At 62.0% G+C, this 14,383-nt stretch carries 11 protein-coding genes, 2 tRNA genes and 2 rRNA genes; 11 read left to right on the forward strand and 4 right to left on the reverse strand.

The genetic code is table 11. The annotated features are described in order from the left end of the window. Positions 1-417 (reverse strand): OsmC family protein, encoded by a 417-nt coding sequence (locus DSM104443_RS02235; protein WP_171089072.1) that lies wholly within the window; start codon positions 415-417, stop codon positions 1-3. After that, positions 414-1,514 carry an AI-2E family transporter gene (locus DSM104443_RS02240; protein WP_171089073.1) on the reverse strand — a complete coding sequence of 367 codons (1,101 nt, stop codon included), beginning with the start codon at positions 1,512-1,514 and terminating at the stop codon, positions 414-416. The genes DSM104443_RS02235 and DSM104443_RS02240 overlap by 4 nt, the downstream gene beginning before the upstream one ends. Positions 1,515-1,663: 149 nt before the next feature. Between DSM104443_RS02240 and rplM the strand changes: the two genes are divergently transcribed. The 6 genes from rplM (at position 1,664) to erpA (ending at position 5,183) form a co-directional block, all read left to right on the forward strand. Then, positions 1,664-2,092 carry a 50S ribosomal protein L13 gene (rplM, locus tag DSM104443_RS02245; RefSeq protein ID WP_171089074.1) on the forward strand — a complete coding sequence of 143 codons (429 nt, stop codon included), beginning with the start codon at positions 1,664-1,666 and terminating at the stop codon, positions 2,090-2,092. Positions 2,093-2,101: 9 nt separating this feature from the next. Beyond that, a complete protein-coding gene (rpsI, locus tag DSM104443_RS02250; RefSeq protein WP_171089075.1) occupies positions 2,102-2,494 on the forward strand; it encodes a 30S ribosomal protein S9 in 393 nt (130 codons plus the stop codon). Positions 2,495-2,606: 112 nt separating this feature from the next. Next, positions 2,607-3,644, forward strand: coding sequence for an N-acetyl-gamma-glutamyl-phosphate reductase (gene argC, locus DSM104443_RS02255; protein ID WP_171089076.1), 1,038 nt, complete (start codon positions 2,607-2,609; stop codon positions 3,642-3,644). Then, entirely contained in the window at positions 3,641-4,387 is a 747-nt protein-coding gene (locus DSM104443_RS02260; protein ID WP_171089077.1) for a DUF6776 family protein, read from the forward strand. The genes argC and DSM104443_RS02260 overlap by 4 nt, the downstream gene beginning before the upstream one ends. Before the next feature lie 12 nt (positions 4,388-4,399). Then, entirely contained in the window at positions 4,400-4,810 is a 411-nt protein-coding gene (locus DSM104443_RS02265; RefSeq protein ID WP_171089078.1) for a bactofilin family protein, read from the forward strand. A 31-nt stretch (positions 4,811-4,841) separates the two neighbouring features. Further along, complete coding sequence (gene erpA, locus DSM104443_RS02270) at positions 4,842-5,183, forward strand: iron-sulfur cluster insertion protein ErpA (RefSeq protein WP_425509628.1); 342 nt, start codon at positions 4,842-4,844, stop codon at positions 5,181-5,183. 51 nt (positions 5,184-5,234) lie between these two features. Here erpA and DSM104443_RS02275 read toward each other — a convergent pair whose 3' ends face one another. Both DSM104443_RS02275 and DSM104443_RS02280 read right to left on the reverse strand, forming a co-directional pair. Further along, positions 5,235-6,326: an anhydro-N-acetylmuramic acid kinase gene (locus DSM104443_RS02275; RefSeq protein WP_246232463.1), complete on the reverse strand. Its 1,092-nt coding sequence runs from the start codon at positions 6,324-6,326 to the stop codon at positions 5,235-5,237. A gap of 1 nt (position 6,327) precedes the next feature. Then, a complete protein-coding gene (locus tag DSM104443_RS02280) occupies positions 6,328-7,638 on the reverse strand; it encodes a M23 family metallopeptidase (protein ID WP_171089081.1) in 1,311 nt (436 codons plus the stop codon). A 79-nt stretch (positions 7,639-7,717) separates the two neighbouring features. On the opposite strand from DSM104443_RS02280, the gene tyrS reads away from it, so the two are divergent. The 5 genes from tyrS (at position 7,718) to DSM104443_RS02305 (ending at position 14,297) form a co-directional block, all read left to right on the forward strand. After that, entirely contained in the window at positions 7,718-8,923 is a 1,206-nt protein-coding gene (gene tyrS / locus DSM104443_RS02285; RefSeq protein WP_171089082.1) for a tyrosine--tRNA ligase, read from the forward strand. A 262-nt stretch (positions 8,924-9,185) separates the two neighbouring features. Beyond that, positions 9,186-10,722 (forward strand): 16S ribosomal RNA (locus DSM104443_RS02290). A 68-nt stretch (positions 10,723-10,790) separates the two neighbouring features. Beyond that, positions 10,791-10,867 (forward strand) — tRNA-Ile (locus DSM104443_RS02295). 29 nt (positions 10,868-10,896) lie between these two features. Beyond that, positions 10,897-10,972, forward strand: a tRNA-Ala gene (locus DSM104443_RS02300). Positions 10,973-11,398: 426 nt separating this feature from the next. After that, a 23S ribosomal RNA gene (locus DSM104443_RS02305) occupies positions 11,399-14,297 on the forward strand. Together the 16S and 23S rRNA genes with 2 tRNA genes alongside form the textbook arrangement of a ribosomal RNA operon. The last annotated feature ends 86 nt before the right edge of the window (positions 14,298-14,383 follow it).

Consider the following 14,383-nt stretch of genomic DNA (forward strand, 5'->3'; position numbering starts at 1 on the left):
TCAGGCCTCGCGCACTTCGACGTCGTAGGTGATGGCCGCGGTCGCGGCCAGCATGATCGTCGCCGAGCAGTACTTCTCCTTCGAGAGCTTCACCGCCCTTTCGACCTGGGCGGGATCGAGGCCGCGGCCGGTGACGATGTAACGCATGCGGATCGCGGTGAACACTTTCGGATCCGTCTCGGCCCGGTCGGCGTCGAGCTCGACCACGCAATCGGTCACGGGCTGGCGCGCCTTGCGCAGGATGTGCATGACGTCGATCGCCGTGCAGGCTCCCGTGCCCATCAGCACCAGCTCCATCGGGCGCGCGCCGAGATTGCGGCCGCCGACGTCGGGCGCGGCGTCGGAAACCACGGCGTGGCCGCTGCCGCTTTCCGCGACGAACGTCATGCCCTCCGACAACTTGATCCTGGCCTTCATGCCGGCGTGCCGCTTGCGGGCGGGACCGGGTTCGCCGCATCGCGGTCGATCAACCACGCCTTGAGCAGCTTCCACGAAACGGCCAGCAGGACCGGGCCCACGAAGAGGCCGATGAATCCGAAGGCGACCGCGCCCCCGAACACGCCCAGGACGACGAGCAACATCGACAGGCCGCCGGCTCGGCTCATGAGGATCGGCTTCACGAAGTTGTCGACGGAGCTGATCACGGCCGCGCCGTAGATGCCCATGAAGATCGCCCAGCCCGGCTGGTCCGTCGCATAGAGCCACACGGCCGCGCCGCCCCAGACGAGCACGGGGCCCATGGGGACGAGCGAGAGCACGAACGTGAGGGCGGCGAGGAGGAAGGCACCCGGCACGCCCGCGATGAGGAATCCCACGAGCGCCACGGCGGCCTGCGCGACCGCCGTTCCGATCAGCCCGTAGACGACGCCGCGAACGGTGTTCTGGGCCGTCATGAGAAGCACGCCGCCTTGCTCCCGGCCGGCGAGCCGCGCGACGGCACGGCGGAAGAGGTTGGAGGCGAACTCGCCGTCGCGATAGAAGAAGAAGGCGATGAAGGTGGCCACCAGCACCTGGAAGAGCCCGGTGCCCACGGCGCCGCCGGTGGCGATGAGGATCTTCTTGCCCGGATCGACCAGGCGGCGCGCGAGCGCGGCCAACTCGTCGCGGCTGCCGGTCAGCGCTTGCCAGTACTGGTCGAGAGAGGAGCCCACGAGAGGCAGGTTCTTGACGAAATCCGGAAGCTGGATCGATTCCCGCCGATCCAGGAGGCCACGGAAGAGGTCGACGATGTCGCCGGAGTGGACGATGAGGCTCTGGGCCACGAGCGCCACCGGGAGCGCGATGAGCACCAGGAGCGCCAGGACCATGACCAGGGCCGCGAGGGAGCTGCGGCCGCCCCAGCGGTCGCGCAGCCAGGCGTAGGCCGGCCACGTGGACATGCAGATGACCACGGCGAACAGCATGGCGGCGAGGAAGGGAACCAGCACCAGGACCGTCCCGATCACCAAGAGGGCGGCGACGGCGATCCGGACGTAGTGCTCGGTGGGTGCGGGCGAAGCGGGCGTGGGAGGCATGTCCCCGGATTCTAGCGGACCCCGCCTTTGACACAAAGGGCTGATTTCCCTATAATTTCGGGTTCAGTACCCAAACAGCTAAGCGTTCAAACGTATCGCCGGACCTCTTGAGGCCAGCGGCACCCAGGGACGCAAAACGGAGATTTGCCATGAAGACCTTCTCGGCCAAAGGCCACGAAGTCCGGCGCGACTGGCTCCTCGTCGACGCAACGGACAAAGTGCTCGGTCGCCTTGCGGTGGAAGTCGCCACCCGCCTGCGCGGCAAGCACAAACCCGAATTCACTCCCCACGTCGACACGGGCGATTACATCATCGTCGTCAACGTGGAGAAGCTGAAAGTCACGGGCGCCAAGGAGCAGGACAAGAAGTACTTCCGCCACTCGACGTACCCGGGCGGAATCTACGAGACCAACTTCAAGAAGCTGCAGGCGCGCCATCCGGACCGCGTCCTGAAGCTCGCGGTGAAGGGCATGCTCCCGAAGGGCCCGCTGGGCTACGCGATGATCAAGAAGCTCAAGATCTACGCCGGCCCCGCGCACCCGCACACCTCGCAGCAGCCCAAGTCCCTCGAGATCTAAGGAGCGACCATGATCGGCAAATACAATTACGGTACCGGCCGCCGCAAGAACGCGGTGGCACGGGTCTTCATCAAGTCGGGCAAGGGCGACATCATCGTCAACGGCAAGTCCGTCGACGTGTTCTTCTCCCGCGAAACGGGCCGCATGATCGTGCGCCAGCCTCTCGAACTCACGAACCACCTGGCCACGTTCGACATCAAAGTGAACGTCTTCGGCGGCGGTGAATCCGGCCAGGCCGGCGCCGTGCGCCACGGCATCACCCGTGCGCTGATCGAATACGATCCCACGCTGAAGCCCACCCTGTCGAAGGCCGGGCTCGTCACGCGCGACGCGCGCGAGGTCGAGCGCAAGAAGGTCGGCCTGCACAAGGCGCGACGTCGCAAGCAGTTCTCGAAGCGATAGGCGGAGCGCTGTTCGATCGCGCTTGGGACAAGAAGCCGCCTTTGCCGGGCGGCTTTTTGTTTTCTGAAGCGCGCTCCCGGCAGGGCGCACCATCCATGACGGGAAGGACACCATGATCAAGGTCGGTATTGTCGGAGGTACGGGGTACACGGGCGTGGAACTGCTGCGCTTGCTCGCCGCCCACCCGCAAGTCGAAGTGACGGCGATCACCTCGCGCAGCGAGGCGGGCACGCCGGTGGCCAAGATGTTCCCGTCCCTGCGCGGCCGGTACGACATCGCGTTCACCGATCCGGCCAAGTCGCCTTTGTCGGGCTGCGACGTCGTTTTCTTCGCCACACCCAACGGCGTGGCGATGTCGCAGGCACGCGCGCTGCTCGAAGGGGGCGCGCGCATCGTCGACTTCTCCGCCGATTTCCGCATGAAGGACCGCGCGACCTGGGAGAAGTGGTACAAGGTGACTCATGCGTCTCCGGAGCTCTTCGAGCAGGCGGTCTATGGTTTGCCCGAGATCAATCGCGAGCGCATCCGCAAGGCGCGCCTCGTGGCCAACCCCGGCTGCTACGCGACCGCCATCCAGCTGGCGCTCCTGCCGCTCGTGGAATCCGAGTTCGTGGATCACGCGCACCTCATCGCAGACGGAAAGTCCGGCGTGAGCGGAGCCGGCCGCAAGATGGAATTGGGCATCATGTACGCCGAGGCCACGGACAACTTCAAGGCCTATGCCGTGCACGGCCACCGGCACCATCCCGAGATCCTCGAGAGCCTGCAGTCGCTCGAAGGCGCTTCGGGGCGCAAGCTCGGCCTCACGTTCGTGCCGCACCTCACGCCGATGGTGCGGGGCATCCTTGCGACGGTCTATGCGCGCATCACGCGCGAGACCGACTTCCAGGCGCTGTTCGAAAAGCGCTTCAAGGGCGAGCCCTTCGTCGACGTGCTTCCGCCGGGCAGCGAGCCGGAGACCCGCTGGGTCCGCGGCACCAACCACTGCCGCATCGCAGTGCATCGTCCCATGGACGGCGACACGCTCGTGGTCCTCGCCGTCGAAGACAACCTCGTCAAAGGCGCCGCGGGCCAGGCGATCCAGAACATGAACCTGATGTTCGGCTTTCCCGAGACACAGGGCATCGACCAGGTGGCCCTGCTTCCATGAGGGGCATCGCGCGGCGCCTGCGAAGCAGCTTCGGCATGCGCTCGGCGCGGATGACCATTCGTTCCCAGATGGCGTGGTACTGGCGCTGGATGCTGAACCTGCTGATGATGGTCGTCGTGGGCGGCGTGGTGTGGTGGCTCGTCGAGAACAGCTACCGCATCACCGGCTTCAACTTCGACGAGGCGCGCCAGCAGATCTCGACGCTCGGCGAGGAGAACGGCAAGCTGAAGCGCGACCTCGAGGGCGCGAAGAGCTCGCTCACCGAGCGCGATCGACAGCTGCAGATCGAGAAGGCGTCGCAATCGGAGCTCGCGCGAACGGTGGCGCAGCTCCAGGACGAGAACTCCGCGCTGAAGGAAGACCTGAGCTTCCTGCGCAACATCATGTCCTCGGGGACCACGCCGGAGGGCATCGCGATGTCCAACCTCAAGGTCGAGTCGGACGGCAAGCCCCTGGAATTCCGCTACCGGATGCTGCTCACGCAGGGCGGCCAGCGCAAGCAGGACTTCAAGGGCAAGGTCCAGGTGCTGGCCAAGGTCGAGCAGAACAACGTCCTCAGCACCGTGACGTTCCCGGATGCCACCGCGGCCGAAACGGTCGGCGGCGTCGAGTTCCGCTTCTACCAGAAGTTCGAGGGCCGCTTCCGGATTCCCGAGGGCTCGGTGCTGCGCAGCGTGGATGTCCGTGTGCTGCAGTCCCCAGGGGGACAGGTTAAACTGTCCAAGACCGTCAACCTTTCGTAGGAGGTCTTTCCCATGTTCGGAAAGCCGAATAAGCCCAGCCCCATCGACAGCCTCATCGGCTCCGGCTCGACCATCGAAGGCAACATCACCTTCACGGGCGGCCTGCGCATCGACGGGCACGTGAAGGGCAACGTGAAGGCGACCGGCAGCAAGCCCGGCACGCTGGTCCTGTCGGAGATGGCCAAGGTGGAAGGCGAGATCGACGTCGCGCATGTCGTGATCAACGGCACGGTCGCCGGCCCGGTCCGCGCCACGGAGTACGTCGAACTCCTTCCCAAGGCTCGTGTCACAGGCAATGTGTCGTACAAGTCCATCGAGATCCACGTCGGAGCGATCGTGATGGGCCAGCTGGTTTACGAAAACCCGCAGAAAAGCGACAAGGTGGTCGAATTCAAGCCCACCAACACCGGCATCACCGGTTGAAAGCGCGCCAGGAGAACCTCATATGAACGACATGACCGCCATTCCCGAAGCCCTCGTCTTCACGGACAGCGCCGCCAGCAAGGTGAAAGCGCTGATCGAGGAAGAGGGCAACAACGACCTCAAGCTCCGCGTCTTCGTGACGGGCGGGGGCTGCTCGGGCCTGCAGTACGGCTTCACGTTCGACGAGATCACCAACGAGGACGACACGGTGATGCAGAAGAACGGCGTGAGCCTCCTCATCGACCCGATGAGCTACCAGTACCTGATGGGTGCGGAGATCGACTACACCGAGGGTCTCGAAGGCGCGCAGTTCGTGATCAAGAATCCGAACGCGTCCTCCACCTGTGGCTGCGGGTCGTCGTTCTCGGTCTAGACCGCGCCGGTAGCACGACTCGAAGGGGAGCCTCGGCTCCCCTTCGTCATTTCAGCGCGGGTAGATGGCGCCCAGGATGCGTGCCCCGCCCGCACCGGTGATGCGGGAGTAGTCGATCGCCTCGCGGCGCACGCACTTCATCGCGAGCCATGCGAAGGCGGCCGCTTCCACGGCGCCCGCGGCGATGCCGAGCACATCGGTATCCGCGAGCCGCCGCGTCCCGGCCAGGGCCGCGATCCTCGAGGCGAGCACGCGATTGCGCGCGCCGCCGCCGCAGAGGTAGATCTCCTCCGTCGCGGGACCGAAGCGTTCGATGGCGTCCGCGATCGCCTGGGCCGTGAGCTCCATCAAGGTGGCCTGCACGTCCTCGGGAGCCAACCCCGCGTCGAGGCGTGCTTCGAGCCACGGAAGGTTGAAGCGCTCGCGGCCGGTGCTCTTGGGAGGCGGGCGCCGGAAATAGTCGTCCTCGAGGAGGCGGGCCAGGAGGCGAGGCTCGACGCGTCCGCGCGCGCCCCAGGCTCCATCCGTGTCGAACGGAGAACCCAGGTGACGCTGCGCCCACGCGTCGAGCAGCACGTTGCCGGGACCGCAATCGAACCCCAGGCAGGGCGTGCCGTGCAGCAAGAGGGACACGTTGCTGATTCCACCGACGTTCACCACCGCGCGCGCACGGGAAGCGCTGCGAAACACGGCATCGTGGAAAGCCGGCGCCAGCGGCGCACCCTGGCCACCGGCGGCCATGTCACGCCTGCGGAAGTCCGCGACGACGTCGATCCCCGTTTGTTCGGCGACGCGCGCGGGATCGTTCAGCTGGATCGTGAAACCGTGCTCGGGACGGTGGCGGACGGTCTGGCCGTGGCATCCGATGGCGGTGATCTGGTCACGAGGGAGGCCCGCGCTCGCTCGCGCGAGATTCACGACCTCCGCATACAGCTCGGCCAACGCAAGGCTCGCGTGGGCCGCGTTGTCGAGCTCACCCTGCCCGGGATGCGAAAGGGCGAGGAGCGTTTCGCGAAGCGAGGACGGGAAAGGCAGGGACGCGAATCCCAACGTGCGGGGCTGTTGCGCGTCGAACGCGACGATCGCGGCATCGGCCCCATCGAGGCTGGTCCCCGACATCACGCCGGCGAAGATCGCCGCCACGCTATTCGAATCGGGCGGCTTGCACGGCGCGCACGACGGCGAGCTTCGCGCTCGCGTCCGCGGCCGCATCCTGGAACTGGGCGCGCAGATGGGGTGGCACGGGAGCGGCCTTCGGGAGCGCCACCTTCATCGGGTCCTGGTGCATGCCGGATACCTTGAACTCGTAGTGCAGGTGCGGACCGGTCGCGAGACCCGTCGCGCCGACGAAGCCGATCGGGTCGCCCTGGCGCACGCGCGTTCCCGCGCGAATGCCGGATGCGAATCCCGAGAGGTGACCGTAGAGCGTGGAAATGCTGCCGCCGTGCTTGATCTCGACCGCGTTGCCGTAGCCGTTGCGCCACCCCGCCGAGAGAACGTGTCCGTCGGCCGCGGCCAGCACGCGCGTTCCCTTGGGCGCCGCGAAGTCCACGCCCGTATGCGCGCGCCAGTTGCGCAGCACCGGATGGAAGCGGCTTCCGAAGCCCGAGCTCACGCGCGAGAACTCCACCGGAGAGCGCAGGAAGGCCTTCGCGCGGTTCGATCCATCGAGAGCGTAGTGCGTCTCGCCACCTTCGCCGTCACTGAACAGCACGGCGGTATGCACGCGGCCATCGTTCACGAACTCGGCAGCGAGGATCCGGCCGGGCCCGAGGAGCTCGCCGGCGTCGTAGAGCATTTCGTAGACCACGGTGAAGCGGTCGCCCTTGCGGAGGTCCGAATGGAAGTCGATGTCGGTCGCGAAGACGCGCGCGATCTGCATCGCGACCGCGTCGGGAATGCCGGCGGCGTCGGTCGCCGCGAAGAGGGAAGAGCGGATCGTTGCGGATTTCTGGAACGTGCGCGGCAACGCATCCACGGCACGATCGCGCGCAACCAAACCTTCGGCGGTGCGCGTGACTTCAAGGACGCTGTCCCCGAGGTAGTAGCGCAGGGTCAGCAGCTCACCCTCGGCGCCCGTCTCGGCTTGCAGCGTCTTGCCCGGAACGAGCTTGCGGAAGATCGTGCTGCCCTTGCGGTCGGCCCGGAGGAATTCCATGGCGCGCGGGTCGCGGACGCCCAGGCGATCGAGCAGTGCGGCGACCGTGTCGCCCCGGAGCACGCGCTCCTGCGTCACGTACCGTGCGGGAGGCGCGGCCTGCGGAGCGAATTCCGGCAAATCGATGGCCTGCTCGACCGTCGCCTGGGGGACGTCGATGACGGAGGTCCCCGGGGCGACGCCAAAGGCGGTCACGATCCCCAGGGCCGGGAGGCCCAGCAGCAGGAACCCGAAAGCGGCCTGCCTCAGGGGGCGAAGGCGCGCGGAGCGCTGCGCTAGAATGTCGGCTTTTTCCACCTGATCGGATTACGTTCGTCCGGATGGTCGAAGCATAGCAGAAAAGCGCCGCAAATCGGCAGAAAACGGAATTAAATCAATGACTCATCCCACGGACCTCGAGGAAATTCGCAGGGGCGCCGTCGAGCTCCTCGTCGAGGAGGACCTCGTTCGCAAGCTCGCGCGCGGCAAGCCGCTGCGAGTGAAGGCGGGCTTCGATCCGACCGCGCCCGACCTGCACCTCGGGCACTCGGTCCTGTTGAACAAGATGCGCCAGTTCCAGGACCTGGGGCACCACGTCATGTTCCTGATCGGGGACTTCACCGGCCTCATCGGGGATCCGAGCGGCAAGAACGCGACCCGCCCGCCGCTCAGCCGTGAGCAGATCCTCGCGAACGCGGAGACCTACAAGACGCAGGTCTTCAAGGTCCTTCACCCCGAGAAGACCGAGGTGATGTTCAACTCCACGTGGAGCGATGCGCTCGGCGCGGCCGGCATGATCAAGCTCGCCGCGACCTACACCGTGGCGCGAATCCTCGAGCGCGACGACTTCGCGAAGCGTTTCGCCGAGCAGCGTCCGATCTCGATCCACGAATTCCTCTATCCCTTGATGCAGGGCTACGACTCGGTCGCCATGAAGGCCGACGTCGAGCTGGGCGGCAACGACCAGAAATTCAACCTGCTGGTCGGGCGCGAGCTGCAGAAGCACTATGGCCAGGAGCCGCAGGTGATCCTCACCCTGCCGTTGCTGGAGGGTCTGGACGGCGTCGACAAGATGTCGAAGTCGCTCGGAAACTACGTGGGCATCGACGAGGCACCCAACGAGATGTTCGGCAAGCTCATGTCGATCTCGGACGACCTCATGTGGCGCTACATCGAGCTGCTGTCCTTCGAGTCGCTCGCGACCATCGCGGGATGGAAGCGCGAGATCGAAGCGGGTGGCAACCCGCGCGACATCAAGGTGCGCTTCGCGCAGGAGATCGTCGCCCGCTTCCACGACCGGCGGGCGGCCGAGGCGGCACTCGAGGATTTCGAGTCGCGCTTCAAGCATGGGGAAATTCCCGCCGACCTTCCCGAGCAGCAGGTTGCCGTCGAGGGGGCGGACATCCCCCTCATCCAGGTGCTCAAGGCCACGAGTCTTTGCCCAAGCACTTCCGAGGGGGCCCGCATGATCGAGCAGGGCGGGGTTCGCGTGAACGGCGAGAAGGTCGCCGACAAGGCGCTCAAGCTGAAAGCGGGCGAGTCCTACGTCCTGCAGGTCGGAAAGCGCAAATTCGCCCGGGTTGTCCTGAAGAAGGCGGCCTAGGGCCCTCCAACCCCTCGTTTGCCATTTGTTGACCGAGGGGTCGAATTCCGCTATAGTGGTGGGCTTCGTTGGTCGAGCAGGGGAAACCCGTCGCAGGCCAATTCGCTCTTTAAAAAGTTACAGCCGATAGAGGTGGGTGCTGCGAGTGATCGCGTACCTGTTGTTTCTGGCCGTCAAAGGTTAGGGGCGATAGGAACTCATAGCGATACTTGTAGTGCACTCATCTTGGATCCAAGTGATTCGAGTGAGTTTTGATTGGATTGAACTGAAGAGTTTGATCCTGGCTCAGATTGAACGCTGGCGGAATGCTTTACACATGCAAGTCGAGCGGCAGCGCGGGGGCAACCCTGGCGGCGAGCGGCGAACGGGTGAGTAATACATCGGAACATGTCCAGTTGTGGGGGATAGCCCGGCGAAAGCCGGATTAATACCGCATGAGCTCGAGAGAGGAAAGCGGGGGACCGTAAGGCCTCGCGCGACTGGGTTGGCCGATGTCCGATTAGCTAGTTGGTGGGGTAAAGGCCTACCAAGGCGATGATCGGTAGCTGGTCTGAGAGGATGATCAGCCACACTGGGACTGAGACACGGCCCAGACTCCTACGGGAGGCAGCAGTGGGGAATTTTGGACAATGGGGGAAACCCTGATCCAGCCATTCCGCGTGAGTGAAGAAGGCCTTCGGGTTGTAAAGCTCTTTTGTCCGGAGCGAAACGGTTAGCGTGAATATCGCTGACTACTGACGGTACCGGAAGAATAAGCACCGGCTAACTACGTGCCAGCAGCCGCGGTAATACGTAGGGTGCGAGCGTTAATCGGAATTACTGGGCGTAAAGCGTGCGCAGGCGGGCTTTTAAGCCAGACGTGAAATCCCCGGGCTTAACCTGGGAATGGCGTTTGGGACTGGAAGTCTGGAGTGCGGCAGAGGAGACTGGAATTCCTGGTGTAGCAGTGAAATGCGTAGATATCAGGAGGAACACCGATGGCGAAGGCAGGTCTCTGGGCTGACACTGACGCTCATGCACGAAAGCGTGGGGAGCAAACAGGATTAGATACCCTGGTAGTCCACGCCCTAAACGATGTCGACTGGTTGTTGGGGGTTTGACACTCTCAGTAACGAAGCTAACGCGTGAAGTCGACCGCCTGGGGAGTACGGCCGCAAGGTTAAAACTCAAAGGAATTGACGGGGACCCGCACAAGCGGTGGATTATGTGGATTAATTCGATGCAACGCGAAAAACCTTACCTACCCTTGACATGTCCGGAAGCCTGAAGAGATTTAGGTGTGCCCGAAAGGGAACTGGAACACAGGTGCTGCATGGCTGTCGTCAGCTCGTGTCGTGAGATGTTGGGTTAAGTCCCGCAACGAGCGCAACCCTTGTCATTAGTTGCTCCATTAAGTTGAGCACTCTAATGAGACTGCCGGTGACAAACCGGAGGAAGGTGGGGATGACGTCAAGTCCTCATGGCCCTTATGGGTAGGGCTTCACACGTAATACAATGGCGCGTACAGAGGGTTGCGAAGCCGCGAGGTGGAGCCAATCCCTAGAAAGCGCGTCGTAGTCCGGATTGCAGTCTGCAACTCGACTGCATGAAGTCGGAATCGCTAGTAATCGCGGATCAGCATGTCGCGGTGAATACGTTCCCGGGTCTTGTACACACCGCCCGTCACACCATGGGAGTGGGTTTCACCAGAAGCCGGTCGCTTAACCGCAAGGATGGCGCCGACCACGGTGAGATTCATGACTGGGGTGAAGTCGTAACAAGGTAGCCGTATCGGAAGGTGCGGCTGGATCACCTCCTTTCTAGAGCGCGCGTTTGTTCGTAGCGCCCACCATCTATCGGTTGTTCCTTTGGGGTTTGGCCTCGGTACGGGTCTGTAGCTCAGTTGGTTAGAGCACCGTCTTGATAAGGCGGGGGTCGATGGTTCGAATCCATCCAGACCCACCAACGAAGCCGCTGGAGTCGGAATCGTTACGGGGGCTGTAGCTCAGTTGGGAGAGCACCTGCTTTGCAAGCAGGGGGTCGTCGGTTCGATCCCGTCCAGCTCCACCAATGCCTCGATGCTCCTGGGGCTTGAGGTTGTGTTCACGTAGAAGGTTGTTTTCGAGGAAACATCAACGAGTGTTTTTGAAGGGGCACTACGCGGATTGCGTGGGCTTTGGATGAATGCTCCTTGATGCTTCTTTATGAAGTGTCTATTCGGCTGCTCTTTAACAATTCGGATTTGAAGGTGGTGTGTTCGCGTGGCTCTTTTTGCGCGTGGACGCCTGGTGCGAGCGATCGCCCGGGATGTCCGCTACAGCGTGCGAAAGTTGGTAGAGCCGGGGCGCGAGCACATTAACTGGGTGATGTATTGCATGTTCATCAAACGTGTTTGTTTTGATGGACGCACAAGCGCGCGAGAATTCCTATGATCGTGTGATGCCGTGAAGAACTTTACTTCGCGGTGCTTCTTAAAACGAGGCAGCAAGGTTATAGGGTCAAGCGAATAAGTGCATGTGGTGGATGCCTTGGCGATTACAGGCGATGAAGGACGCGACAGCCTGCGATAAGCTGCGGGGAGCCGGCAAATGGGCGCTGATCCGCAGATTTCCGAATGGGGAAACCCGGCCTCTTTGAGGTCACCTCACTCTGAATACATAGGAGTGAAGGAGCGAACGCGGAGAACTGAAACATCTCAGTAACCGCAGGAACAGAAATCAACCGAGATTCCCAAAGTAGTGGCGAGCGAAATGGGAAGAGCCGTCGAGTTTTAGCACGCGCGTTAGCGAAATGGTCTGGAAAGGCCAGCCGTAGTGGGTGATAGCCCCGTACGCGAAAACCCGTGTGTGGAACTAAGCTCGAGACAAGTAGGGCGGGACACGTGAAATCCTGTCTGAAGATGGGGGGACCATCCTCCAAGGCTAAATACTCGTAATCGACCGATAGTGAACCAGTACCGTGAGGGAAAGGCGAAAAGAACCCCGGGAGGGGAGTGAAATAGATCCTGAAACCGCATGCATACAAACAGTCGGAGCCTGGAGCAATCCGGGTGACGGCGTACCTTTTGTATAATGGGTCAGCGACTTACGTTGCGTAGCGAGCTTAAGGCTTGATGCCGGAGGCGTAGCGAAAGCGAGTCTGAACAGGGCGTTCAGTTGCGCGGCGTAGACCCGAAACCGGTTGATCTATCCATGGCCAGGCTGAAAGTGGGGTAACACTCACCGGAGGGCCGAACCCACGCCCGTTGAAAAGGTCGGGGATGAGCTGTGGATAGGGGTGAAAGGCTAAACAAAACCGGAGATAGCTGGTTCTCCTCGAAAACTATTGAGGTAGTGCCTCGTGTATTACCGACGGGGGTAGAGCACTGTTATGGCTAGGGGGCCGCTATAGGCTTACCAAACCATTGCAAACTCCGAATACCGTCGAGTACAGCACGGGAGACAGTCCCCGGGTGCTAACGTCCGGGGACAAGAGGGAAACAACCCAGACCGCCAGCTAAGGTCCCCAATATCGGCTAAGTGGAAAACGAAGTGGGAAGGCACAGACAGTCAGGAGGTTGGCTTAGAAGCAGCCATCCTTTAAAGAAAGCGTAATAGCTCACTGATCGAGTCGTCCTGCGCGGAAGATGTAACGGGGCTCAAGCCGATAACCGAAGCTGCGGATCTCAGGAGCAATCCTGGGGTGGTAGAGGAGCGTTCCGTACGCCTGCGAAGGTGGGGGGTAACCCCTGCTGGAGGTATCGGAAGTGCGAATGCTGACATGAGTAGCGATAAAGCGGGTGAAAGGCCCGCTCGCCGAAAGCCCAAGGTTTCCTGCGCAACGTTCATCGGCGCAGGGTGAGTCGGCCCCTAAGGTGAGGGCGAGAGCCGTAGCTGATGGGAATCTGGTCAATATTCCAGAACCGCCGACGGGTGCGATGTGGGGACGGAGAAGGTTATGCGAACCGGCTGTTGGATGTGCCGGTGAAGCGTGTAGGCAGATCTCTTAGGGAAATCCGGGGGGTCAATGCCGAGGCGCGGGACCAGGAAGAGCTTGCTCTTTCGAAGTCGCGGATACCCTGCTTCCAGGAAAAGCCACTAAGCTTCAGCCCGTTGGGACCGTACCGCAAACCGACACAGGTGGGCAGGATGAAAATTCTCAGGCGCTTGAGAGAACTCAGGAGAAGGAACTCGGCAAATTGACACCGTAACTTCGGAAGAAGGTGTGCCTTTGGTAGGTGTAGGGACTTGCTCCCGAAGCCGAAAAAGGCCGCAGAGAATCGGTGGCTGCGACTGTTTATCAAAAACACAGCACTCTGCTAAGACGTTGGAAGTCGACGTATAGGGTGTGACGCCTGCCCGGTGCCGGAAGGTTAAGTGATGGGGTGCAAGCTCTTGATCGAAGCCCCGGTAAACGGCGGCCGTAACTATAACGGTCCTAAGGTAGCGAAATTCCTTGTCGGGTAAGTTCCGACCCGCACGAATGGCGTAACGATGGCCACACTGTCTCCTCCTGAGACTCAGCGAAGTTGAAATGTTTGTGAAGATGCAATCTACCCGCGGCTAGACGGAAAGACCCCATGAACCTTTACTGTAGCTTTGCATTGGACTGTGACGCTGTCTGTGTAGGATAGCTGGGAGGCTTTGAAGCGGTGCCGCTAGGTGCCGTGGAGCCAACGTTGAAATACCAGCCTGACGACGTTGCGGTTCTAACCTGGGCCCCTTGACGGGGTCGGGGACCGTGCATGGTAGGCAGTTTGACTGGGGCGGTCTCCTCCCAAAGGGTAACGGAGGAGTGCGAAGGTCACCTAGGTACGGTCGGAAATCGTACTCATAGTGCAATGGCATAAGGTGGCTTGACTGCGAGACTGACAAGTCGAGCAGGTGCGAAAGCAGGTCATAGTGATCCGGTGATTCTGAATGGAAGGGTCATCGCTCAACGGATAAAAGGTACTCTGGGGATAACAGGCTGATTCCTCCCAAGAGTTCATATCGACGGGGGAGTTTGGCACCTCGATGTCGGCTCATCACATCCTGGGGCTGTAGCCGGTCCCAAGGGTATGGCTGTTCGCCATTTAAAGTGGTACGTGAGCTGGGTTCAAAACGTCGTGAGACAGTTTGGTCCCTATCTGCCGTGGGCGCTGGAGATTTGACGGGGGCTGCTCCTAGTACGAGAGGACCGGAGTGGACGTATCCCTGGTGTACCGGTTGTCACGCCAGTGGCATTGCCGGGTAGCTATATACGGAAGAGATAACCGCTGAAAGCATCTAAGCGGGAAACTCGCCTGAAGATGAGATCTCCCGGAGCTTCGAGCTCCCTAAAGGGTCGTCGTAGACCACGACGTTGATAGGCCGGGTGTGCACGAGCAGTAATGCTCTGAGCTGACCGGTACTAATTGCCCGTGCGGCTTGACTCTATAACCTTGCAAACCTTGTGCAGATCACCATCGAGCACCATCCGATGGCACCGATCACGCAATGCATCACCCCCAGCACCTTCAAA

This window comes from Usitatibacter rugosus, from assembly GCF_013003965.1.
Classification (GTDB): Bacteria; Pseudomonadota; Gammaproteobacteria; order Burkholderiales; family Usitatibacteraceae; genus Usitatibacter; species Usitatibacter rugosus.